At 57.1% G+C, this 21,998-nt stretch carries 22 protein-coding genes and 5 tRNA genes; 9 read left to right on the forward strand and 18 right to left on the reverse strand.

The window, feature by feature from the left end; all coding sequences use genetic code 11:
- Positions 1-62 precede the first annotated feature (62 nt).
- The 16 genes from ACQG2Q_RS18130 to mltB form a co-directional block, all read right to left on the reverse strand.
- On the reverse strand, positions 63-491 hold the full coding sequence (locus ACQG2Q_RS18130) for a YqaA family protein (RefSeq protein ID WP_017692791.1): 429 nt from the start codon (positions 489-491) through the stop codon (positions 63-65).
- Positions 488-1,054, reverse strand: coding sequence for a fructose-1-phosphate/6-phosphogluconate phosphatase (gene yqaB, locus ACQG2Q_RS18135; protein ID WP_022649138.1), 567 nt, complete (start codon positions 1,052-1,054; stop codon positions 488-490). Before yqaB ends, ACQG2Q_RS18130 begins: the two co-directional genes overlap by 4 nt.
- Before the next feature lie 126 nt (positions 1,055-1,180).
- Positions 1,181-1,257, reverse strand: a tRNA-Arg gene (locus ACQG2Q_RS18140).
- A 64-nt stretch (positions 1,258-1,321) separates the two neighbouring features.
- Positions 1,322-1,398: transfer RNA gene (locus ACQG2Q_RS18145), tRNA-Arg, on the reverse strand.
- A 64-nt stretch (positions 1,399-1,462) separates the two neighbouring features.
- Positions 1,463-1,539, reverse strand: a tRNA-Arg gene (locus tag ACQG2Q_RS18150).
- A gap of 64 nt (positions 1,540-1,603) precedes the next feature.
- Positions 1,604-1,680 (reverse strand) — tRNA-Arg (locus ACQG2Q_RS18155).
- 4 nt (positions 1,681-1,684) lie between these two features.
- Positions 1,685-1,777, reverse strand: a tRNA-Ser gene (locus tag ACQG2Q_RS18160).
- A gap of 342 nt (positions 1,778-2,119) precedes the next feature.
- Positions 2,120-2,305 (reverse strand): carbon storage regulator CsrA, encoded by a 186-nt coding sequence (gene csrA / locus ACQG2Q_RS18165; RefSeq protein ID WP_000906486.1) that lies wholly within the window; start codon positions 2,303-2,305, stop codon positions 2,120-2,122.
- Between the two features lie 241 nt (positions 2,306-2,546).
- Positions 2,547-5,174, reverse strand: a complete 2,628-nt coding sequence (gene alaS, locus ACQG2Q_RS18170; RefSeq protein WP_063849435.1) for an alanine--tRNA ligase — start codon at positions 5,172-5,174, stop codon at positions 2,547-2,549.
- A gap of 131 nt (positions 5,175-5,305) precedes the next feature.
- A complete protein-coding gene (recX, locus tag ACQG2Q_RS18175; protein ID WP_017382782.1) occupies positions 5,306-5,806 on the reverse strand; it encodes a recombination regulator RecX in 501 nt (166 codons plus the stop codon).
- 68 nt (positions 5,807-5,874) lie between these two features.
- A complete protein-coding gene (gene recA / locus ACQG2Q_RS18180; RefSeq protein ID WP_022649140.1) occupies positions 5,875-6,933 on the reverse strand; it encodes a recombinase RecA in 1,059 nt (352 codons plus the stop codon).
- 89 nt (positions 6,934-7,022) lie between these two features.
- Complete coding sequence (gene pncC / locus ACQG2Q_RS18185; protein WP_003862172.1) at positions 7,023-7,520, reverse strand: nicotinamide-nucleotide amidase; 498 nt, start codon at positions 7,518-7,520, stop codon at positions 7,023-7,025.
- 130 nt (positions 7,521-7,650) lie between these two features.
- Positions 7,651-8,529: a metal ABC transporter substrate-binding protein gene (locus ACQG2Q_RS18190; protein WP_058676735.1), complete on the reverse strand. Its 879-nt coding sequence runs from the start codon at positions 8,527-8,529 to the stop codon at positions 7,651-7,653.
- A gap of 14 nt (positions 8,530-8,543) precedes the next feature.
- Positions 8,544-9,404, reverse strand: a complete 861-nt coding sequence (locus tag ACQG2Q_RS18195) for a metal ABC transporter permease (RefSeq protein ID WP_022649142.1) — start codon at positions 9,402-9,404, stop codon at positions 8,544-8,546.
- Positions 9,401-10,054, reverse strand: coding sequence for a metal ABC transporter ATP-binding protein (locus ACQG2Q_RS18200; protein ID WP_063146452.1), 654 nt, complete (start codon positions 10,052-10,054; stop codon positions 9,401-9,403). The genes ACQG2Q_RS18195 and ACQG2Q_RS18200 overlap by 4 nt, the downstream gene beginning before the upstream one ends.
- Positions 10,055-10,322: 268 nt before the next feature.
- Positions 10,323-11,423, reverse strand: coding sequence for a lytic murein transglycosylase B (mltB, locus tag ACQG2Q_RS18205; protein WP_169809090.1), 1,101 nt, complete (start codon positions 11,421-11,423; stop codon positions 10,323-10,325).
- Between the two features lie 251 nt (positions 11,424-11,674).
- Here mltB and srlA point away from each other — a divergent pair, with 251 nt between their 5' ends.
- From srlA to gutQ, 7 genes are all read left to right on the forward strand, one after another.
- Positions 11,675-12,238 (forward strand): PTS glucitol/sorbitol transporter subunit IIC, encoded by a 564-nt coding sequence (gene srlA, locus ACQG2Q_RS18210; RefSeq protein ID WP_426759252.1) that lies wholly within the window; start codon positions 11,675-11,677, stop codon positions 12,236-12,238.
- Entirely contained in the window at positions 12,235-13,194 is a 960-nt protein-coding gene (srlE, locus tag ACQG2Q_RS18215) for a PTS glucitol/sorbitol transporter subunit IIB (protein WP_022649146.1), read from the forward strand. The genes srlA and srlE overlap by 4 nt, the downstream gene beginning before the upstream one ends.
- A 12-nt stretch (positions 13,195-13,206) precedes the next feature.
- On the forward strand, positions 13,207-13,569 hold the full coding sequence (srlB, locus tag ACQG2Q_RS18220) for a PTS glucitol/sorbitol transporter subunit IIA (protein WP_022649147.1): 363 nt from the start codon (positions 13,207-13,209) through the stop codon (positions 13,567-13,569).
- Between the two features lie 14 nt (positions 13,570-13,583).
- A complete protein-coding gene (gene srlD / locus ACQG2Q_RS18225; RefSeq protein ID WP_063849436.1) occupies positions 13,584-14,363 on the forward strand; it encodes a sorbitol-6-phosphate dehydrogenase in 780 nt (259 codons plus the stop codon).
- 67 nt (positions 14,364-14,430) lie between these two features.
- Positions 14,431-14,790 carry a transcriptional regulator GutM gene (gene gutM, locus ACQG2Q_RS18230; protein WP_063849437.1) on the forward strand — a complete coding sequence of 120 codons (360 nt, stop codon included), beginning with the start codon at positions 14,431-14,433 and terminating at the stop codon, positions 14,788-14,790.
- A 63-nt stretch (positions 14,791-14,853) separates the two neighbouring features.
- Positions 14,854-15,627, forward strand: a complete 774-nt coding sequence (gene srlR / locus ACQG2Q_RS18235; RefSeq protein ID WP_015571676.1) for a glucitol operon DNA-binding transcriptional repressor SrlR — start codon at positions 14,854-14,856, stop codon at positions 15,625-15,627.
- Positions 15,620-16,585 (forward strand): arabinose-5-phosphate isomerase GutQ, encoded by a 966-nt coding sequence (gene gutQ / locus ACQG2Q_RS18240; protein ID WP_015571677.1) that lies wholly within the window; start codon positions 15,620-15,622, stop codon positions 16,583-16,585. The genes srlR and gutQ overlap by 8 nt, the downstream gene beginning before the upstream one ends.
- Here gutQ and norR read toward each other — a convergent pair.
- Positions 16,582-18,096 (reverse strand): nitric oxide reductase transcriptional regulator NorR, encoded by a 1,515-nt coding sequence (gene norR, locus ACQG2Q_RS18245; RefSeq protein WP_023298459.1) that lies wholly within the window; start codon positions 18,094-18,096, stop codon positions 16,582-16,584. The two genes, gutQ and norR, sit on opposite strands and share 4 nt — an antisense overlap.
- A gap of 187 nt (positions 18,097-18,283) precedes the next feature.
- Between norR and norV the strand changes: the two genes are divergently transcribed.
- Together norV and norW are read left to right on the forward strand one after the other, a co-directional pair.
- Complete coding sequence (gene norV, locus ACQG2Q_RS18250; RefSeq protein ID WP_048966175.1) at positions 18,284-19,732, forward strand: anaerobic nitric oxide reductase flavorubredoxin; 1,449 nt, start codon at positions 18,284-18,286, stop codon at positions 19,730-19,732.
- Positions 19,729-20,862: an NADH:flavorubredoxin reductase NorW gene (gene norW, locus ACQG2Q_RS18255; RefSeq protein ID WP_063849438.1), complete on the forward strand. Its 1,134-nt coding sequence runs from the start codon at positions 19,729-19,731 to the stop codon at positions 20,860-20,862. Before norV ends, norW begins: the two co-directional genes overlap by 4 nt.
- 113 nt (positions 20,863-20,975) lie before the next feature.
- Here norW and ACQG2Q_RS18260 read toward each other — a convergent pair whose 3' ends face one another.
- Complete coding sequence (locus ACQG2Q_RS18260; protein WP_063849439.1) at positions 20,976-21,998, reverse strand: HoxN/HupN/NixA family nickel/cobalt transporter; 1,023 nt, start codon at positions 21,996-21,998, stop codon at positions 20,976-20,978.

A 21,998-nucleotide genomic window follows, 5' to 3' on the forward strand; every position in this document is an offset into this window, starting at 1 on the left:
AAATTGTCACTCAGCATAATTGTAATGGTTGACGATTGAAGGTCGCGAATTCATTCCACCAATTAGTGCCACCACGTCATACCCTGTAGTGTTACCCATGCCAGTAAAACATAGCGTAACGCCTTGCCAAGGCACAAAAAAAAGAGCACCGGTCCCCAGGAGATGCGCATCCATCCCGCCAGCAGACACAGTAAATCGCCTATTACAGGCATCCAGCTTAATAACAGCGTGGCAGCGCCATAGCGTTTTAGCCAGCCCACTGCCTTTTCCTGCCAGCGAGATTTTTCGCGTAGCGGAAAGAAACGTCCAAGAATAACGTTAGTCAGCCCTCCAAGGCTATTACCCATTGTTGCTATTAAGACCAGCAACCAGGGCTGACTCACGCCGGACAACAGCATCGCCACCAGCACCACTTCCGAATTCCCCGGTAAGAGGGTGGAGCTTAAAAAACTGCTGGCGAATAATGAAGCGAGTGACAGCGCGTCACTCACAGTAAGCGAACATCCACCGCCGCCATTCCGGCATCACGCGCGGCCTGAATGCCAAAATCAGCATCTTCAAACACCACGCATTTTGCAGGTGGTACACCCATTAATTCTGCACAGCGCAGGAAGGTATCCGGTGCGGGTTTGTGATGTTTAACATGATCGGCGGCAACGACGGCAGAAAAATAGTGGCGCAGGCCAAGGTGTTTGAGTAGCGCTTCAGCAATCGCGCTCTCACTGCCCGTACCGACAGACATAGGACGACGGCCGTGCCACTCCTTGACGACGTCAATGAGTGGTAAAGGCTGCACGGTGTCTAACAGTATGGCTTTTACCGCGTCGGTTTTTTCACGCGCGAGCTGGTGCGGGTCGAGATCGGCCTGATTCAGCTCAATCACGGCCTGTGCGATACGCCAGGTGGGCGATCCGTTGAGGGCAATCATCGCCTGTAAATCGAAGCGCATACCGTAACGGCCCAGGACTTCGGTCCAGGCCTGACGATGCGTGGGTTCGGTATCCAGGAGGGTGCCGTCCATGTCGAAGATCAAACCGTCATACTGTGCGTACATCGTGCTCTCGCTAAACGATTAACAAAGCATTACTTTATCGTAAAAGGGGATTTTTGTCGCTGATTGCGAAGTGATAACAATGAGAGTGATTAAGAACTAAACATCGAAGGGGATCACAAGAAGAGATGGTGCATCCGGGAGGATTCGAACCTCCGACCGCTCGGTTCGTAGCCGAGTACTCTATCCAGCTGAGCTACGGATGCATCGGGATTTACTGCTGTACTTCTCGATACTCATATCACTTCAAAAGCAATATGAATTAAAAAATGGTGCATCCGGGAGGATTCGAACCTCCGACCGCTCGGTTCGTAGCCGAGTACTCTATCCAGCTGAGCTACGGATGCATCGGGATTTACTGCTGTACTTCTCGATACTCATATCACTTCAAAAGCAATATGAAGTAAAAAATGGTGCATCCGGGAGGATTCGAACCTCCGACCGCTCGGTTCGTAGCCGAGTACTCTATCCAGCTGAGCTACGGATGCATCGGGATTTACTACTGTACTGCTCGATATTCATATCACTTCGAAAGCAATATGAAGTAATAGATGGTGCATCCGGGAGGATTCGAACCTCCGACCGCTCGGTTCGTAGCCGAGTACTCTATCCAGCTGAGCTACGGATGCAAAATGGCGGTGAGGCGGGGATTCGAACCCCGGATGCAGCTTTTGACCGCATACTCCCTTAGCAGGGGAGCGCCTTCAGCCTCTCGGCCACCTCACCACACAACGCCTCTTTCGAGTGCTTCGAGTAACTCGTTAAGAGCTTCTCGTCGCTGCGTGGCGCATATATTACTTTCTGGGACTTATAAGTCAAACAATTTTCCACATGCTTTTTTCGTTTGCACAATTCGCACGCAATTCGCATGTAAAAGCCGCAAAGAGAGTGTTTTATAAGCGGATTTTGCAGGCATCTTCACAGAATTGTGTTGAGAGAAGCGCGTCATTTGGATGAGATAAGATTATGAGAGTGGTCAAAAACGAAGCGTTTGAAATAGAACGGTAACTTTATGCAGGAAAAATAGCGGGAGGGTTGCGTCTCGCCCGACAGCGAGACGCGACAATATCAGTAACTGGACTGCTGGGATTTTTCAGCCTGGATACGCTGGTAGATCTCTTCACGGTGGACAGATACTTCTTTAGGAGCGTTAACACCAATACGTACCTGGTTACCCTTTACCCCTAAAACTGTCACGGTGACCTCATCCCCAATCATGAGGGTCTCACCAACTCGACGAGTCAGAATCAGCATTCTTTGCTCCTTGAAAGATTAAAAGAGTCGGGTCTCTTGTATCCCGGCATTATCCATCATATCACGCCAAAAAGTAAGCGATGACAAACACGTAAAGTGTAAGCAGTCACGGCATCACATTCTGTTAAACGTAAGTTTAGCCGATATACACAAACTCAACCTGACTTTATCGTTATCGATAGCGCAGTGAGCAAGACGCCATAACGTTACCGCTATGGCGTCTGCTTGTGCTTTGTAGTTATTACAGTTTCGCGCTTACCCAGCTTTCAACGCTGGCTAATGCCGCGGGAAGTGCCGCCGCATCCGTACCACCGGCTTGCGCCATGTCCGGACGACCGCCACCTTTGCCACCCACCTGCTGGGCGACCATGCCAATCAGTTCCCCTGCTTTGACACGATCCGTCACATCCTTAGAGACGCCCGCAATCAGAGAAACCTTACCCTCTGCGACCGTTGCCAGCACGATAACCGTCGAACCAAGCTGGTTCTTCAGATCGTCGACCATGGTACGCAGCATCTTAGGCTCAACGCCCGCCAGGTCGCTGACCAGCAGTTTGACGCCCTTAATGTCTACCGCTTTGCTGGAGAGGTTTGCGCTCTCCTGCGCCGCAGCCTGTTCTTTCAGCTGCTGGAGTTCTTTTTCCAGCTGACGGGTACGATCCAGCGCGACACGCACTTTCTCGCCCAGGTTCTGGCTATCGCCTTTCAGCAGCTGCGCGATCTCGTGCAGCTGGTCGCTCTGCGCATGCAGGCTGGCAATTGCACCTTCCCCGGTCACCGCCTCAATACGACGCACGCCTGCCGCCGTACCCGACTCGGAAACGATGCGGAACAAGCCGATGTCACCGGTGCGGGATGCGTGAGTACCGCCACACAGTTCGGTAGAGAAGTCGCCCATGCTCAGCACGCGAACGCGGTCGTCATATTTCTCGCCAAACAGCGCCATCGCACCTTTCTTCTTCGCTGCCTCAAGATCCATGATGTGGGTTTCGATTGGCAGGTTGCGGCGGATCTGGGCATTCACCAGGTCTTCCACCGCACGAATTTCAGACGGCTTCATCGCTTCAAAATGCGAGAAGTCGAAACGCAGCACTTTGTCGTTAACCAGAGAACCTTTCTGTGCAACGTGCGTACCCAGCACTTCGCGCAGGGCTGCGTGCATCAGGTGGGTTGCCGAGTGGTTCAGACGGATGCGCGCGCGGCGAGCTTCGTCAACGTTGGCCTGAACGCCCTCGCCCACTTTCAGAGAACCGGAAACCAGTTTGCCCTGGTGACCAATTGCCTGACCGTATTTCTGGGTATCGCTTACGCTGAAGCTGAAGCCATTGCCTTTCAGTTCGCCTTTATCGCCAACCTGGCCGCCGGATTCCGCATAGAACGGTGTTTTATCCAGGATAACAACCGCTTCCTGACCTGCGCTAATGCTGTCTACGGCTTTACCGTCAACAAACAGCGCGGTCACGTTGCTGGTCAGAGCCAGCTCTTCGTAGCCTTTAAATTCAGACGCGCTATCAACGCGGATCATCGCGTTGTAGTCCGCGCCAAAACCGCTGGATTCACGCGCACGACGACGCTGCTCTTCCATTGCGGCTTCAAAGCCTGCTTCGTCAACTTTGATGTTGCGCTCGCGGCAAACGTCCGCCGTCAGGTCAACCGGGAAGCCGTAGGTGTCGTACAGGCGGAAAGCGGTTTCGCCATCCAGCGTGTCGCCCTTGAGTTGCGCCAGCTCGTCGTCCAGCAGCGCCAGTCCGCGCTCCAGCGTACGGGCAAACTGCTCTTCTTCGGTTTTCAGAACCTGTTCAACCTGCGCCTGCTGGCGTTTCAGCTCGTCACCGGCAGAGCCCATCACGCCAATCAGTGGACCAACGAGTTTATAGAAGAAGGTGTCCTTCGCGCCCAGCATGTTGCCATGACGGATCGCACGACGAATGATACGACGCAGCACATAGCCACGGTTTTCATTCGACGGGATAACGCCGTCAGCAATCAGGAACGCACAGGAACGAATATGGTCTGCGATAACGCGCAGTGATTTGTTGTTCAGATCGGTTGCGCCCGTCACTTCGGCAACGGCTTTGATCAGGGTGCTGAACAGGTCAATCTCATAGTTGGAGTTAACGTGTTGCAGAACGGCCGCGATACGCTCAAGACCCATACCGGTATCTACGGACGGTTTTGGCAGCGGCTCCATGGTGCCGTCGGCCTGACGGTTGAACTGCATGAAGACGATGTTCCAGATCTCAATGTAGCGATCGCCATCTTCTTCCGCGCTTCCCGGAGGGCCGCCCCAGATGTGGTCACCATGATCGTAGAAGATCTCGGTGCACGGACCGCAAGGGCCGGTGTCACCCATCTGCCAGAAGTTATCAGACGCGTAAGGCGCGCCTTTGTTGTCACCGATACGGATGATACGTTCGCGAGGGATACCCACTTCTTTTTCCCAGATGTCGAACGCTTCGTCATCGGTCTCATACACGGTCACCCACAGACGCTCTTTCGGCAGATTAAACCAGTTTTCACCGGTCAGCAGTTCCCACGCATATTGAATGGCGTCGTGTTTGAAGTAGTCGCCGAAGCTGAAGTTACCCAGCATTTCGAAGAAAGTGTGGTGGCGCGCGGTGTAACCGACGTTTTCCAGATCGTTGTGTTTACCGCCCGCACGCACGCAACGCTGTGAGGTTGTGGCGCGGGAATAATTACGCTTGTCGAGACCAAGGAACACATCCTTGAACTGGTTCATCCCGGCGTTGGTAAACAGCAGAGTCGGGTCATTGTTCGGTACCAGGGAGCTGCTGGCAACAACCTGGTGTCCCTTACTATGGAAAAAATCGAGAAACGCCTGACGGATCTCAGCGGTGCTCTTGCTCATAATTATCCTGAAATCAAGCTAACGAAATGTCGCAGCAGATCTGTATCTGTAAACAGTTGGACGGACCAGCTACTGGAAAAAGTGGGAATAAGATAAGTTTTCTTTAGTGGGAAGTAAAATCCCGCATGCGTTCAATCGGTAAAATTACGCCAGATATCCTGAATATCTTCCATCAGGAAGCCGCGGTAGAGCAAAAAGCGCTGGATTTTAACTTTTTCTGAAAATTCACGCGGCAGCGGCTCACCGTACTTTCGTACCGCCTGCTCACGCGCCAGTTCGCACCAGTCGATTTCACTTTCGCGCATGGCTTTTTCAATCGATTCACGGGCTACACCTTTCTGGTTCAGCTCCTGGCGGATACGCGCTGGCCCATAGCCTTTACGACCACGGCTGGCAAGAAAGCGAGCGGCAAAACGGCCGTCATCCAGATAGTGATGCTCGTAGCACCAGGCAACCACGCGGTCATAATCTTCCGCGGTGGCATCAATGTCTTCCGGACCGTTTTTGCTCATGACGGGCGCTGACAGTTTCCGCCGCAGCTCCTGTTCACTATGGTCACGCACGGCAAGAATACGCACGGCCCGATCCAGCAAGCGTGAGTAGGCTGGTCGGCGTGATGTCGGTTCACTCATAAAAAACCTGTCGATTCAGAAATGCAAAAAGGGCCGCATCAGCAGCCCTTCATTTTTATCCGAGAGGATTAAAAATCTTCGTTGGTTTCTTCAGCATCCGCGCCGTCGACCACGAAATCAGGTTTAGAGTCCTGGTTGCTCAGCAGGAGTTCACGCACCTTCTTCTCAATCTCTTTCGCCGCCGCCGGGTTCTCTTTCAGCCAGGAGATAGCATTCGCTTTACCCTGACCAATCTTGTCACCGTTGTAGCTGTACCATGCGCCCGCTTTTTCAATCAGCTTCTCTTTCACGCCAAGGTCAACCAGCTCGCCGAGGAAGTTGATACCTTCGCCGTAGAGGATCTGGAATTCAGCCTGTTTGAACGGTGCTGCGATTTTGTTCTTCACAACCTTCACGCGGGTTTCGCTACCGACGACGTTATCCCCCTCTTTCACCGCGCCGATACGGCGGATATCCAGACGGACAGAAGCGTAGAATTTCAGAGCGTTACCGCCGGTGGTGGTTTCCGGGTTACCGAACATTACACCAATTTTCATACGGATCTGGTTGATGAAGATCAGCAGCGTATTGGACTGCTTCAGGTTACCCGCCAGCTTACGCATCGCCTGGCTCATCATACGTGCCGCGAGGCCCATGTGAGAGTCACCGATTTCACCTTCAATTTCCGCTTTTGGCGTCAGCGCCGCAACGGAGTCGACGATGATCACGTCAACCGCACCTGAGCGCGCCAGCGCGTCACAAATTTCCAGGGCCTGCTCGCCGGTGTCCGGCTGTGAGCACAGCAGGTTGTCGATATCAACGCCCAGTTTACGGGCATAGACCGGGTCCAGCGCGTGCTCGGCATCGATAAACGCACAGGTTTTACCTTCGCGCTGTGCCGCCGCAACAACCTGCAACGTCAGGGTGGTTTTACCCGAGGATTCCGGACCGTAGATTTCTACGATACGGCCCATCGGCAAACCGCCAGCGCCCAGTGCGATATCAAGAGAAAGCGAACCAGTGGAGATAGTTTCCACATCCATGGAACGGTCCTCACCCAGGCGCATGATGGAGCCTTTACCGAATTGCTTTTCGATCTGGCCCAGTGCTGCCGCCAACGCTTTCTGTTTGTTTTCGTCGATAGCCATTATTACTCCTGTCATGCCGGGAGAAGCAACTGCGCTTCACCATGGACTTCTGTTCTGTTGAGGCAATTATACTGTATAGTCATACAGTATCAAGTATTTTGTAGAAATTGTTGCCAGAGCGTTTTTAACGCGTATTCCGTTGCCTGACGACGCACGCTTTCGCGATCGCCGCTGAAGCATTCCCGGCGGGTGATCCCTTCACCTTTTGAGGTGGCAAAGCCAAACCAGACGGTGCCGACAGGCTTCACGTCGCTGCCGCCGTCCGGCCCCGCGATACCGCTGATGGAGATAGCGTAATCTGCGCGCGCCTCTTTCAGCGCGCCAATCGCCATTTCGATCACCACCGGCTCGCTGACCGCGCCATGCTGCTCAAGCGTGGCTTCACGCACGCCAATCATCTGCGCTTTAGCCTCGTTACTGTAGGTCACAAAGCCGCGTTCAAACCAGGCGGAACTGCCAGCAATATCGGTAATTGCTTTCGCCACCCAGCCGCCGGTGCAGGATTCTGCGGTCGTGAGAGTCGCGCCGCGCTGTTTCAGCGCCAGCCCCACCACTTCGCTTAGCTGCATCAATTCATGGTCAGTCATTCTCGCTCCAGGCCTTAGAAAAACATGCAGCACAAGATAGCACTTTCTCATCAAATATGGGGATGCGCGTCGGGTTTTACGAGGGGGCTTCAGAAAAAAGCCGATGCGGGCGCACCGGCCAGAGAGACGCTTATTTCATGCTGTTAGCGAGGGTATCCACATTGTGGCGAAACGCCTTGACGTAGGTGTCCACCACGCCGCCCTTCGCGGACAGCGCTTCCGGGTAAAGTTCACCGCCCGGCTGGGCGCCCGTGGCGGTCGCAATCTGCTTCACCAGGCGCGGATCAAGCTGGTTTTCCATAAACCAGGTTTTCACACCGTCAGCTTTAATCTGATTGATGATCTCCGCTACCTGCGCCGCGCTGGCTTCACTCTCAGACGACAGCCCCTGCGGCGCCATAAACGTCACGCCGTAGGCGCGGCTGAAATAGCCGAAGGCGTCGTGACTGGTCAGCACTTTGCGCTTCGCCTGTGGGATGTCGCTGAAACGCTTTTTAGCCCAACCGTCCAGCTGAGAGAGCTGCGCAATATAGGGTTTACCGGTAGCTTCAAGCGCCGCCGTATCTTCAGGATCGGCCTTCACCAGCCCAGAGAGAATATTTTGCGCATACAGCGCGCCGTTCGCCGCGCTGTTCCACGCGTGCGGATCGGTCACGGTTTTACCGTCCTCTTCCAGCGTGTGCGTTTTCACGCCGTCCGAAGCAACCACCAGCTGGCCTTTGAATCCGGAGGCTTTCACCAGACGATCGAGCCAGCCCTCCAGCCCCAGCCCATTGACCACCACCACGTCAGCTTTACTCAACGCCGCGCTGTCTTTGGGCGAGGGTTCGAAAGTATGGGGATCACCGTCCGGCCCCACCAGCGTCGTCACCTTCACACGATCGCCGCCAACCTGCTGCGTGATGTCTCCCAGGATGGAAAAGCTGGTCACCACATTAAGCGTTTTCGCCATTACGCCGTGCGTCATCATGCCGAGCGCGAGCGCCACGGCTAACCCTGTACGTTTCATCGTTTCCCCTTGCGTTAAAAAAGCGCCCGCAGGCTATCCGCCAGCCTGCTGCGCGTGCCAAATAAAACGGAAATAAAGAACAATGCGCTGGCGGTCAGCACAATGGAGGGCCCGGCGGGCAGACTCACTGCCCAGGAAAGGCTTAAGCCCAGCCACGCGCAAAAAATACCGCTGATACCCGCCATCAGAAGTAACCCTGGCAGGGTGCGCACCCAGCAGCGTGCCGCCACGGCGGGTAACATCATCAGCCCGACGGCCATCAACGTGCCGAGCACCTGAAAACCGGCCACCAGGTTGAGCACCAGCAGCGCCAGAAACAGACCGTGTAACATCCCGGGCAGCCAGCGCGCGTTCACCTGCAACCACGCGGTATCGAACGCTTCGCTGACCAGCCCACGATAAAACATCGCCAGCGTGAGGAGCGTGAACATGCAAACGCCCGTCACGAACAGGGCTGACGCGCTATCCACGGCGAGAATGGAGCCAAACAGAAGATGAAGCAGATCGACATTTGAACCGCGCAGCGACACCAGCGTGACGCCCAGCGCCAGGGAACCCAGGTAAAACCCCGCGAAGCTGGCATCCTCTTTAAGGGGCGTGCGGCGGCTGACCAGCCCGGCCACCAGCGCAACGGCGATCCCGGCAATAAACCCGCCGACAGTCATTGCCAGCAGCGACATCCCGCTGAGCAGATAGCCCACCGCGACACCCGGCAAAATGGCGTGAGAAAGGGCGTCCCCCATCAGGCTCATCCGACGCAGCTGAAGAAATACGCCCAGCGCAGTGGTGCTGACGGAGAGCGCCAGGCAAACCACCAGTGCACGGCGCATAAAGCCGTACTCAATAAACGGCTGGAAGAATGTATGCCAGATCATGCCACCCTCACCCGCTCGGTTTTCCATTGGGGAATATCAGCGTCCAGACGTAACGTCTGCGGGAAGTGACGTGCTACGCGCTCGCTGTCATGCAGAACCGCCAGCAGGGTCTGCCCCTGCATATACATCTCCAGCATCAGATCCATCAGCACGTTGCAGGTCGCTTCATCAACGCCGGTGAAGGGTTCGTCCAGCATCACCAGCGGTGCCTGCTGCACTAAAACGCGGGCAAACAGCATGCGCTGGAATTGCCCGCCGGAGAGTTCATCGATGGTGGATAACGCCATGGACGCCAGCCCCACGCGCTCAAGCGCGCCGGCAATGCGCATGCGGGTATCCCGACGAAAACCGGCAAATAGCGAGATTTCTGGCCAGCAGCCCATGCTCACCACGTCCTGCACGGTCAGAGGAAATTGCGCCTCCAGCGCGTGACGCTGCGCCAGCCAGCCCACCACCGGACGTCTCCCCTGCCAGCGAAACGTACCGCTGACGGGCGGAAGAAAGCCAGCGAGCGTTTTCAGCAGCGTGGATTTGCCGCAGCCGTTGGCCCCGACGATGGCGGTCATGCTCCCGCGTTCAATCACGCCGGACAGTGCGCGCGTAACGGGCTGGCGATCGTAACCCGCTACCAGGTCGTTCATCACGATCATGGCAACGCCACCGCCCAGCGCACGGCCAGGCCGAGAAACAGAATGAGCACCAGCGCCAGCAGCAGCCGAACCGGGGATGAGAGAGAAAACAGGGACATGGACATCTCAATTCAAAATTATGTTATAACATAACAATAATGAAAGACGATTAAGATGTAAACGGCGGGAGTGAAATGGGAATGTGGCGAAATGTTTCTGCGGGAAACAGGTGCGGGCGGGTGCCCTCACCCCAGCCCTCTCCCACAGGGAGAGGGAGGCATAAGGGGACTTACTGGCTAAACGGTGACGCTGCCGGCACACGCGCCTGAGACACCGCCAGCCCCAGCTGCCACACCGCCATCGCATAGTGCGTGCTGTGGTTGTAGCGGGTAATTGTGTAGAAGTTCGGCAGTCCGAACCAGTACTGATAACCGGTTCCGACATCCAGGCGCAGCAGGCTCACCTGGTCAACATTGCCCAGCGGCTGCGACGGCGTTAAGCCTGCCGCTGCAAGCTGCGCAACGCTGTATTTGGTTTTAAATCCGTTTTCCAGACCAAACGCCTCGCCGTTCGCCTGTACCGCCACCTGGCCGCCCGGCGTCCAGCCGTGCGCTTTGAAGTAGTTGGCCACGCTGCCAATGGCGTCTTCGGGATCCCACAGGTTGATGTGACCATCCCCGTTAAAATCTACCGCGTACTGCTTATAGGAGGACGGCATAAACTGGCCGTAGCCCATCGCACCGGCGAACGACCCTTTCAGATCTAACGGATCGTCCTGTTCGTCTCGCGCCATCAGCAGGAAGGTTTCCAGTTCAGAGGAGAAATACTCGGCGCGGCGCGGGTAGTTGAAGGAGAGCGTCGCCAGCGCATCGAGGATGCGGGTTTTACCCATAATGCGTCCCCAGCGAGTCTCGACCCCAATAATACCGACGATGATCTCCGGCGGCACGCCATAGACCTGCCACGCACGATTCAGGGCGTCTTCATACTGATTCCAGAACACCACGCCATTTTGCACGTTGTCCGGGGTAATAAACTGTTTGCGATAGCGCAGCCACGCCCCGTTTGGCCCGGTCGGCACCTGGGCCGTCGGCGCCTGCCTGTCCATCAGGCGCAGCACGTAGTCCAGACGCTTCGCCTGAGACAAAATGGCATGCAGCTGCTGGCGATCAAAACCGTGCTTGCTCACCATTTTATCGATGAACTGTTCGGCCGCAGGGTTATTCGCGAAGTCGCCGCCCATCTGCATCATATTGTGCTGCGGCTCAAGCAGGAACCCGCCGGAAGGCGCGCCCGACGTTTGTTGAACAGCTTCAGTCCTGGGTTTGCTACTACAGGCGGACAGGAGAATAAGCGCAGGTAACAGCGCTGCATAACGACGCTTGAACATGTGGCATCCATTTAACGAGTTCGGTAAGAACCCAGTATGGTAAAGCATCCGCAACACCTCAAGGAAGCGGTACACACCTCCCCAACGCAAATCCGCGCTTTTTTCCATCGAAAATCATTCGCCCCACCAATTATCTTTCAAATTAATCCATTTTTCTTTCATTGTGAGATCTAATTAACACTTTAAAAGCTTTCAATTTGATTATTATTAGCCCCGAACAGACAAAAACAAACGCCCTACAGGAGAGAAGAATGATAGAAACCATCACCCACGGCGCCGAGTGGTTCATCGGGCTTTTTCAGAAAGGCGGCGAGGTATTCACCGGCATGGTGACCGGGATCCTGCCCCTGCTGATCAGCCTGCTGGTGATCATGAACGCGCTGATTAACTTTATCGGCCAGCAGCGTATTGAACGCTTCGCCCAGCGCTGCGCCGGAAACCCGCTGTCCCGCTACCTGCTCCTGCCCTTCATCGGCACCTTTGTGTTCTGCAACCCGATGACCTTAAGCCTCGGCCGCTTTATGCCAGAGAAGTACAAGCCGAGCTATTACGCCGCCGCCTCCTACAGCTGCCATTCCATGAACGGCCTGTTCCCGCACATCAACCCCGGCGAGCTGTTCGTTTATCTCGGGATCGCCAGCGGCCTTACCACGCTTGGCCTGCCGCTCGGCCCGCTGGCGGTGAGCTACCTGCTGGTCGGTCTGGTCACCAACTTCTTCCGCGGCTGGGTGACGGATCTCACCACCGCCATTTTTGAGAAAAAAATGGGCATCCAGCTTGAACAGAAAGTCCATCTTTCAGGAGCTACAGCATGAACCGGATCCGCATTGAGAAAGGCACGGGCGGCTGGGGCGGCCCGCTGGAGTTCGACGCCACCGAAGGCAAAAAGATTGTGTACATCACCGCGGGCACGCGCCCGGCGATCGTCGACAGGCTGCACGAGCTGACGGGCTGGGAAGCGGTCGACGGCTTCAAGGAAGGGGAACCGCCGGAAGCGGAAATCGGCGTGGCGGTGATCGACTGCGGCGGTACGCTGCGCTGCGGCATCTATCCGAAGCGCCGCATTCCGACGGTAAATATTCACTCCACCGGGAAATCCGGCCCGCTGGCGCAGTACATCCTTGAGGATATTTATGTCTCTGGGGTGAAGGAGGACAACATCACGCTGGTGAATGGCACATCCGCGCCGCAAAAAGCGGCCCCGCGCGAGTACGACACCAGCAAAAAAATCACCGAGCAGAGCGATGGCCTGCTGGCGAAGGTCGGGATGGGGATGGGGTCCGCCGTGGCGGTGCTGTTCCAGTCCGGGCGCGACACCATCGACACGGTGCTGAAAACCATTCTGCCGTTTATGGCGTTCGTCTCGGCGCTGATCGGTATCATCATGGCCTCCGGCCTCGGCGACTGGATTGCCCACGGCCTCGCCCCGCTCGCCAGCCACCCGCTCGGCCTGGTGACGCTGGCGCTGATCTGCTCCTTCCCGCTGCTGTCGCCGTTTCTCGGCCCGGGCGCGGTGATTGCCCAGGTCATCGGCGTGCTGATTGGCGTACAGATTGGTCTGGGCAACATTCCCCCGCACCTCGCTCTGCCAGCCCTTTTCGCCATTAACGCTCAGGCGGCGTGCGACTTCATCCCCGTCGGGCTGTCGCTGGCGGAAGCACGTCAGGACACCGTGCGCGTGGGCGTCCCCTCCGTGCTGGTGAGCCGCTTCCTGACGGGCGCGCCCACGGTGCTGATTGCCTGGTTTGTCTCCGGCTTTATTTATCAATAAGAGGTTCCTGCCATGACCGTGATTTACCAGACCACCATTACCCGCATCGGCCAGAGCGCAGCCGATGCGCTGAGCGACCAGATGCTGATCACCTTCCGCGAAGGGGCGCCTGCGGATATCGAAGAGTTTTGCTTTATCCACTGCCACGGCGAGCTAAACGGCGAGCTGAAGGCCGGGAGCCAGCTTGAGCTGGGCGAGGCGCGCTATGCCGTGACCGCCGTCGGCGACGTCGCTGAACAAAACCTGCGCGAGCTGGGGCACATCACCCTGCGTTTTGACGGGCAGCCGCAGGCGGAGTATCCCGGCACGGTTCACGTTGAGGGGCCGGTTCCGCAGGCTGTCACACCAGGCTGTACGTTAAAATTTGTTGCGTAATTAAGGAGAAACACATGAGTCAGGTTGCCGTTGTCATTGGTGGGGGACAAACCTTAGGCGAGTTCCTCTGCCGTGGGCTTGCCGCAGAGGGTTACCGCGTGGCGGTTGTGGACATTCAGAGTGAAAAAGCCGCCCGCGTGGCGGACGCCATCAACACCGAGTTTGGCGAAGGGATGGCGTACGGATTTGGTGCCGACGCCACCAGCGAGCAGAGCGTGATGGCGCTGGCCCGCGGCGTAGATGAGATATTTGGGCGTATCGACCTGCTGGTCTACAGCGCGGGGATCGCGAAAGCGGCCTTTATCAGCGATTTCGAACTGGGGGATTTTGACCGCTCGTTGCAGGTGAATCTGGTGGGCTATTTCCTCTGCGCCCGTGAGTTTTCCCGGCTGATGATCCGCGATGGTATTCAGGGGCGCATCATTCAGATCAACTCGAAATCCGGGAAAGTGGGCAGCAAGCACAACTCCGGCTACAGCGCGGCGAAGTTTGGCGGCGTGGGGCTGACGCAGTCTCTGGCGCTGGATCTGGCCGAATACGGCATCACCGTTCACTCGCTGATGCTGGGTAACCTGTTGAAATCGCCGATGTTCCAGTCCCTGCTGCCGCAGTACGCCTCCAAGCTCGGCATCAAAACTGAAGAAGTGGAGCAGTACTACATCGACAAAGTGCCGCTCAAGCGCGGGTGTGATTATCAGGACGTGCTGAACATGCTGCTGTTTTACGCCAGCCCGAAAGCCTCGTACTGCACCGGGCAGTCGATTAACGTCACCGGTGGGCAGGTGATGTTCTGATCGAGCGGCCTGATGCCCTCACCCTAACCCTCTCCCACCGGGAGAGGGAACAAAACAAGGAGTCGATATGGTAACCGCATTAATCACCTTCGCCGCCCTCGCCTGGTTCTGCCAGATGGCGTTTGGCGGCTGGCAAATCCATCAGTTTAACCGCGCCTTTGACGCCCTGTGCCAGAAAGGCCGTGTGGGCGTCGGGCGTTCCGGCGGACGCTTCAAACCGCGGGTTGTCGTCGCTGTTGCGCTGGATGAAAACAATAAGGTCTGCGATTCCCTCATCATGCGCGGCATGACCGTCTTTGCCCGCCCGGTGAAAATCCAGGCGATCAACGGCATGTTGCTGCATGAATTACAACCTGATGTGATCTTCCCCCATGATTCACTCTGTCAGAATGCACTATCATTAGCGCTTAATCTGAAACATGGATAATTTCGTTGTGAAAGTTATAAACTTGCGGAATTATCATTTCGCAACGTAAGGAACGAAGCGCCTATGAAACCACGTCAGCGGCAGGCGGCCATACTTGAGCATCTGCAAAAGCAGGGAAAGTGCTCGGTAGAGGATCTGGCCCACTACTTTGACACCACCGGCACGACAATACGCAAGGACCTGGTGTTGCTCGAAAACTCCGGCGCCGTCATTCGTACCTACGGCGGCGTGGTGCTCAATAAAGACGAAGCCGACCCGCCTATCGATCACAAGACGCTGATTAATACGCACCAGAAAGCGCTGATTGCCGAAGCTGCGGTCAAATTTATCCAGGACGGCGATTCCATCATCCTCGACGCTGGCAGTACCGTCCTACAGATGATCCCGCTGCTCAGCCGCTTTAATAACATCACCGTGATGACCAACAGCCTGCACATCGTCAATGCCCTGTCAGAGTTCGACAGCGAGCAGACCATCCTGATGCCCGGTGGCACCTTCCGTAAAAAATCCGCGTCGTTTCACGGGCAGCTGGCGGAGAATGCCTTCGACCACTTCAGCTTCGATAAGCTGTTTATGGGCACGGACGGCATCGACCTCAACGCGGGCGTGACCACCTTCAACGAGGTGTTCAGCGTCAGCAAAGCGATGTGCAACGCCGCGCGGGAAGTGATTTTGATGGCGGACTCGTCGAAGTTTGGCCGTAAAAGCCCCAACATTGTCTGTAGCCTTGAAAGCGTCGATAAGCTGATTACCGACGCAGGTATCGATCCGGCATTTAAAAAAGCGCTGGAAGCGAAGGGCATCGACGTGATCGTAACCGGAGAGAAAAATGAGTGATTTTCTGTTAAACGCAGGCCGCCAGACTCTGCTGCTGGAGCTACAGGAAGCCAGCCGCCTGCCGGAGCGTCTGGGTGAGGATTTTGTTCGTGCAGCCAACACCATTATCCACTGCGAGGGCAAAGTGATCGTGGCGGGTATCGGTAAATCTGGTCATATCGGCAAGAAGATTGCCGCGACGCTTGCCAGCACCGGCACACCGGCGTTCTTCGTGCATCCTGCCGAAGCGCTGCACGGCGATCTGGGGATGATCGAAAGCCGCGACGTGATGCTGTTTATCTCCTACTCCGGTTCAGCCAAAGAGCTGGATCTCATCATCCCTCGCCTGCAAGAAAAATCGGTGGCCCTGTTAGCGATGACCGGCAAATCCCGTTCGCCGCTGGCGCTGGCCGCGAAAGCAACGCTGGATATTTCCGTTGAGCGCGAAGCCTGCCCGATGCACCTGGCACCGACCTCCAGCACCGTCAACACGCTGATGATGGGCGACGCGCTGGCGATGGCGGTGATGCAGGCGCGCGGCTTTAACGAAGAGGATTTCGCCCGTTCCCATCCTGCTGGCGCGCTTGGGGCACGTCTGCTCAACAAGGTTCACCATCTGATGCGCACGGACGATGCCATTCCTCAGGTCAAACTCGACACCAGCGTGATGGACGCCATGCTGGAGCTGAGCCGCACCGGGCTGGGGCTGGTTGCGGTATGCGACAACGACCGCCAGGTGAAGGGCGTCTTCACCGACGGCGACCTGCGCCGCTGGCTGGTGGGCGGCGGCAAGCTGGAGGCGCGGGTATCCGAAGCAATGACCCAGGGCGGGCTGACGCTGAATGCCGACAGCCGCGCCATTGAAGCCAAAGAGGTGCTGATGAAGCGCAAAATCACCGCTGCGCCGGTGGTGGACGAGCACGGCAGGCTGTGCGGCGCGATCAACCTGCAAGACTTCTACCAGGCGGGGATTATTTAACCCTTAAGCCCCAGACGTTTCGCCAGCCTGTGAAGGTTGGCGACGTCCATCTCCAGCGCCCGCGCGCATGCCGCCCAGCTGCGGTTATTCTGCTCCAGGGCGCGGGTGATCATCTGACGCTGGAACGCATCCGTCGCCTCGCGCAGGTTTTCGTTCACGCTCTCAGGTATCACCGGCTTCACGGACGGCGTCGTTTCCTCATGCAGCGCGAAATGGCGCGCATGAATAACCACTTCATCCCCCGAACGCGTAGCCCGCGCCAGCACCACCGCGCGGTGAATCGCATGTTCCAGTTCACGCACGTTACCCGGCCAGCCGTAGCTCAGCAGGTGCGTCCTCGCGCCGGGGCTTAGCACCACGCGGGAAAGCCCCATTTTGAGCCGACACTGTTCGCAGAAAAAGCCCGCCAGCAGCACCACATCATCGCCCCGCTCGCGCAGCGGCGGCACCGTGAGCGGGAACACGCTCAGACGGTGGAACAGATCGGCGCGGAAATTGCCCGCCAGCACCTCTTCGCGCAGATCGCGGTTCGTCGCCGCCAGCACGCGCACATCCACGCGTAAGCTGCGATCGTCACCCACGCGTTGAATATCGCCATACTGCAACACCCGCAGCAGTTTGGCCTGGAGCGAAAGGGAGAGTTCGCCAATTTCATCGAGGAACAGCGTGCCGTTATCAGCCATTTCGAACTTGCCGCTGCGGTTGCTGATCGCCCCGGTAAAGGCTCCTTTGACGTGTCCGAACAGCTCGCTTTCCGCCACGCTTTCCGGCAGCGCCGCGCAGTTGAGATAGACCAGCGGGTTCACCGCACGGGGCGAGGCTTCGTGGATCGCTTTCGCCACCAGCTCTTTACCGGTGCCGGTCTCCCCGAAGATCAGCACGTTCAAATCAGACGCGGCGACAATCTCAATCTCTTTTTTAAGCTGCGCCATGCCCGGCGAAAGGCCAATCATTTCGGTGTGCGCCACCTGCTCAAACGCCGTCGGGCTACCCGGAAGAATATTCTGGCTCTCCAGCTGTTCTATCAGCAGGGCGTTGTTCAGCGCCCCGGCCGCCAGCGCGGCAATCAGCCGTAGCTCTTCGTCGCTGAAGGTATCGAACTGATCCGGCGACATGCCATCGAGGGTTAACGCGCCAATCAGGTTCTGCCCGGCAAACAGCGGCAGGCCGATACAGGCGTGAACCTTCAGGCTCTCCTGGCCGGGGATCAGGCCGTCGTACGGATCGGGCAGATCGCTGTCTGCCGGGAAACGCACCACGTCACCCGCACGGGCGATGGTTTCCAGACGCGGGTGGCCCTCCAGGGTAAAGCGCCGCCCGAGTACGTCCTTCGCCAGACCGTCGATAGCCAGCGGAATAAACTGCCGCCCTTCGTAACGCAGCAGCGCCGAGGCATCGCAATCCAGCACGTGACGCAACGTGGAGATCAGCCGTTGAAAGCGGTCCTGATGACCAATACCGGTTTGCAGTTCTATGGCGATCTTCGCCAGCACATCTACGGAAAAGCTCATCTCTGCCTCACTGTCATTTTGACAATACATAGTGTCATATTGACAATTTTTAAGATAGTCAAAATGACTACCCATTAGGGAGGATAAAAATATAAATACATTATTTTCAATGAGTTAAAAAACTGGCACGCAACTTGATATATGACAGTCATCTTATTTGAAAACGCCGTATTAAGTTGAGGTTGCTATGTCTATTCTGGTTAAAAATAACATTCATTGGGTGGGTCAACGTGACTGGGAAGTACGTGATTTTCACGGGACGGAATACAAAACGCTGCGCGGCAGCAGCTACAACAGCTACCTCATTCGCGAAGGTAAAAACGTCCTGATCGATACCGTCGATCACAAATTCAGCCGCGAGTTCGTGCAGAACCTGCGCAGCGAAATCGATCTGAACGACATCGACTACATCATCATCAACCACGCGGAAGAGGATCACGCCGGGGCGCTGACCGAGCTGATGTCCCACATTCCGGATACCCCGATCTACTGCACCACCAATGCCATTGACTCCATCAACGGCCACCACCACCATCCAGAGTGGAACTTCCACACTGTAAAAACCGGCGACACGCTGGATATCGGCAACGGCAAACAGCTGATCTTCGTGGAAACCCCAATGCTGCACTGGCCGGACAGCATGATGACCTACATGACCGGTGACGCGGTGCTGTTCAGCAACGACGCCTTCGGCCAGCACTACTGCGACGAACGTCTGTTCAACGACGAAGTGGATCAGACCGAGCTGTTCGAACAGTGCCAGCGCTACTACGCCAACATCCTGACGCCGTTCAGCCGTCTGGTCACGCCAAAAATCACCGAGATCCTCGGCTTCAACCTGCCGGTGGATATGATTGCCACCTCCCACGGCGTGGTATGGCGTGAAAATCCAACCCAGATCGTCGAGCTGTACCTGAAGTGGGCGGCGGACTATCAGGAAGACCGCATCACCATCTTCTACGACACCATGTCCAACAACACCCGCATGATGGCGGACGCCATTGCCCAGGGCATCAACGAAGTGGACCCGAACGTGGCAGTGAAAATCTTCAACGTGGCGCGCAGCGATAAGAATGAGGTATTGACCAACGTCTTCCGCTCCAAAGGCGTGCTGGTGGGTACCTCCACCATGAATAACGTGATGATGCCGAAAATTGCCGGACTGGTGGAAGAGATGACCGGCCTGCGCTTCCGTAACAAACGCGCCAGCGCCTTTGGTTCACACGGCTGGAGCGGCGGCGCGGTAGACCGTCTCTCCACCCGTTTACAGGATGCCGGTTTTGAGATGTCCCTGAGCCTGAAGGCGAAATGGCGTCCGGATCTCGACGCGCTGGAAATCTGTCGCCAGCACGGTCGCGACATTGCCCGCCAGTGGGCGCTTGCGCCGCTGCCGGAAACCGCACCCGCCGCGGCTGCTGCGCCGGAAGCCGTAGCAGAAGCCGCTCCTGCCGCTGCCGACCTCGGCCCCTGCATGCAGTGCAGCGTCTGCCAGTGGATTTACGATCCCGAGCTGGGCGAGCCGTTGCAGGATGTCGCGCCGGGTACACCGTGGAGCGAGGTGCCGGACAACTTCCTCTGCCCGGAATGTTCCCTCGGAAAAGACGTCTTTGATGTTCTGGCAACGGAGGCAAAATGAGCCACGGCATCGTCATTATCGGCTCGGGCTTTGCCGCCCGCCAGCTGGTGAAAAATATCCGCAAACAGGATGCTAACGTGCCGTTGACGGTGATCGCCGCCGACAGCATGGATGAGTACAACAAGCCTGATTTAAGCCACGTCATTAGCCAAAATCAGCGCGCCGACGATCTCACCCGCCAGACGGCGGGGGAGTTTGCAGAACAATTTAATCTGCGTCTGTTTCCGTACACCTGGGTCACCGATATCGACGCCGACGCCCACGTGGTGAACGCGAAAGATAAAACCTGGCAGTACGACAAGCTGGTGCTGGCGACGGGGGCATCGGCGTTTGTGCCGCCGGTTGAGGGCCGCGAGTTAATGGTCACGCTCAACAGTCAGCAGGAGTATCAGGCCAGCGAGACCCTGTTACGCGACGCCATGCGGGTGATGATTGTCGGCGGCGGGCTGATTGGCACCGAGCTGGCGATGGACTTCTGCCGGGCGGGAAAATCCGTCACCCTGGTTGACCACGCAGCCAGCATTCTGTCAGCGCTGATGCCGGCAGAAGTAAGCAGTCGCTTACAGCATCGTCTGACCGACATGGGCGTGCATCTGCTGCTGAAATCGCAGTTGCAGAGCCTGAGCAAAACCGAAACCGGCATTTGTGCGACGCTCGACCGCACCCGCAGGGTGGAAGTGGATGTGGTTATTGCGGCGACGGGGCTGCGCCCGGAAACCGCGCTGGCGCACCGCGCAGGCGCAGAGATCAATCGCGGCGTGAAGGTAGACAGCTACCTGCAAACCACCCAGCCGGACATTTATGCCCTGGGCGACTGCGCGGAAATTAACGGCCAGGTGCTGCCGTTCCTGCAACCGATTCAGTTAAGCGCCATGTTCCTGGCGAAAAACCTGCTCGGCGGCAACGCCCCGGTGAAATTACCCGCCATGCTGGTGAAGGTAAAAACGCCGGAACTACCGCTGCATCTCGCAGGTGAAACGCAGCGTCAGGATCTGAACTGGGAGATTGCCCTTTCGCCTCAGGGCATGGTGGCGCGCGGCACCGATACTGTCGGTCAGATGCGCGCCTTTGTGGTCAGCGAAGACAGAATGAAGGAGGCCTTCGCGCTGCTGAAATCGTTACCTGCTTAACCCTCGTCATGCCGGGTGGCGCTCCGCTTACCCGGCCTACTTAACACCATAACGGTAAACCTTGTAGGCCCGCGCAAGCGTAGCGCCGCCGGGTAAAAACAGGGCTGCGTGGTTCAGGACCGCACCACCAGCGCGTCATAACCGCGCCAGCGGTAGTTCGCCATTGAGATCAGCCAGCAGGCGACAAACAGCCCGACCACCACAAACCCGGCGTCGCCCAGGTTATCGTTCACCGCGCCAATCATATCCCACACGCCGCCGCTGAGGGCCAACTTGTCCATCAGCAGACCCAGCGCTTCCAGCCCGCCGATAAACAGCGCCACCACCACCGAAGTGCCGGTGATGGTCATGTTGTAGTACAGCTTGCGCTGTGGCTTGTTAAACGCCCAGCCATAGGCACCCACCATCAGCAGGTTATCGAGCGTATCCACCAGCGCCATGCCGCTGGCGAAGAGCGCCGGGAAGATCATGATCGACCACACCGACATCCCGCTGGAGGCGCTGGCGGCGGAGATCCCCAGCACGCCGATTTCGGTGGCCGTGTCAAAGCCGAGGCCAAACAGGAAGCCCACCAGATACATCTGCCAGCTTTTATTGACGAGGCGGAAGGTTTTGCCGAACAGCCAGTTCATGACGCCACCCTGGGCAGGCAGCGTGATGTCGCCCTGCACGGGCCTGCCGTGTTTCAGTGCCTGAAAACTGCGCCAGACGCCGCGCAGGATCACCATATTCACCAGCGCCATCGCCAGCAGGAAGGTGGCGGAGACGGCGGTGCCAATCAGGCTGCCGGTTTCGTGGAACCATTCCATATTTTTCTGAAACGCCGTGGCGGTGGCGGCGATGGCAATGGAGGCCAGCACCACGATGGTGGAGTGTCCGAGGGAAAACCATGCGCCCACGCCGGACGGGCGCTTGCCCTGCTGCATCATCTTACGCGTCACGGTATCAATCGCGGCGATATGGTCGGCATCCACCGCATGACGCAGTCCGTAACACCAGGCCAGCAGGCTGGCCGCCATCAGCGCCGTACTGCCGCTAAAGGTGTGCCACGCCAGCCCCCAGGCCAGCAGGTTAGCCATCACCAGAGCCAGCAGCAGGCACGCTGCACGAGGTTCATTGCGTAAAAGTCGTAACAT

The sequence above is a fragment of the Enterobacter cloacae complex sp. 370H10 genome (assembly GCF_050031535.1).
GTDB lineage: Bacteria > Pseudomonadota > Gammaproteobacteria > Enterobacterales > Enterobacteriaceae > Enterobacter > Enterobacter intestinihominis.

Coding starts and splice junctions, on each gene's coding strand:
- yqaB (WP_022649138.1), bottom strand. CDS start 1,054: ATGTACGCACAGTATGACGGTTTGATCTTCGACATGGACGGCACCCTC.
- csrA (WP_000906486.1), bottom strand. CDS start 2,305: ATGCTGATTCTGACTCGTCGAGTTGGTGAGACCCTCATGATTGGGGAT.
- alaS (WP_063849435.1), bottom strand. CDS start 5,174: ATGAGCAAGAGCACCGCTGAGATCCGTCAGGCGTTTCTCGATTTTTTC.
- recX (WP_017382782.1), bottom strand. CDS start 5,806: ATGAGTGAACCGACATCACGCCGACCAGCCTACTCACGCTTGCTGGAT.
- recA (WP_022649140.1), bottom strand. CDS start 6,933: ATGGCTATCGACGAAAACAAACAGAAAGCGTTGGCGGCAGCACTGGGC.
- pncC (WP_003862172.1), bottom strand. CDS start 7,520: ATGACTGACCATGAATTGATGCAGCTAAGCGAAGTGGTGGGGCTGGCG.
- ACQG2Q_RS18190 (WP_058676735.1), bottom strand. CDS start 8,529: ATGAAACGTACAGGGTTAGCCGTGGCGCTCGCGCTCGGCATGATGACG.
- ACQG2Q_RS18195 (WP_022649142.1), bottom strand. CDS start 9,404: ATGATCTGGCATACATTCTTCCAGCCGTTTATTGAGTACGGCTTTATG.
- ACQG2Q_RS18200 (WP_063146452.1), bottom strand. CDS start 10,054: ATGATCGTGATGAACGACCTGGTAGCGGGTTACGATCGCCAGCCCGTT.
- mltB (WP_169809090.1), bottom strand. CDS start 11,423: ATGTTCAAGCGTCGTTATGCAGCGCTGTTACCTGCGCTTATTCTCCTG.
- srlA (WP_426759252.1), top strand. CDS start 11,675: ATGATAGAAACCATCACCCACGGCGCCGAGTGGTTCATCGGGCTTTTT.
- srlE (WP_022649146.1), top strand. CDS start 12,235: ATGAACCGGATCCGCATTGAGAAAGGCACGGGCGGCTGGGGCGGCCCG.
- srlB (WP_022649147.1), top strand. CDS start 13,207: ATGACCGTGATTTACCAGACCACCATTACCCGCATCGGCCAGAGCGCA.
- srlD (WP_063849436.1), top strand. CDS start 13,584: ATGAGTCAGGTTGCCGTTGTCATTGGTGGGGGACAAACCTTAGGCGAG.
- gutM (WP_063849437.1), top strand. CDS start 14,431: ATGGTAACCGCATTAATCACCTTCGCCGCCCTCGCCTGGTTCTGCCAG.
- srlR (WP_015571676.1), top strand. CDS start 14,854: ATGAAACCACGTCAGCGGCAGGCGGCCATACTTGAGCATCTGCAAAAG.
- gutQ (WP_015571677.1), top strand. CDS start 15,620: ATGAGTGATTTTCTGTTAAACGCAGGCCGCCAGACTCTGCTGCTGGAG.
- norR (WP_023298459.1), bottom strand. CDS start 18,096: ATGAGCTTTTCCGTAGATGTGCTGGCGAAGATCGCCATAGAACTGCAA.
- norV (WP_048966175.1), top strand. CDS start 18,284: ATGTCTATTCTGGTTAAAAATAACATTCATTGGGTGGGTCAACGTGAC.
- norW (WP_063849438.1), top strand. CDS start 19,729: ATGAGCCACGGCATCGTCATTATCGGCTCGGGCTTTGCCGCCCGCCAG.
- ACQG2Q_RS18260 (WP_063849439.1), bottom strand. CDS start 21,998: ATGTTACGACTTTTACGCAATGAACCTCGTGCAGCGTGCCTGCTGCTG.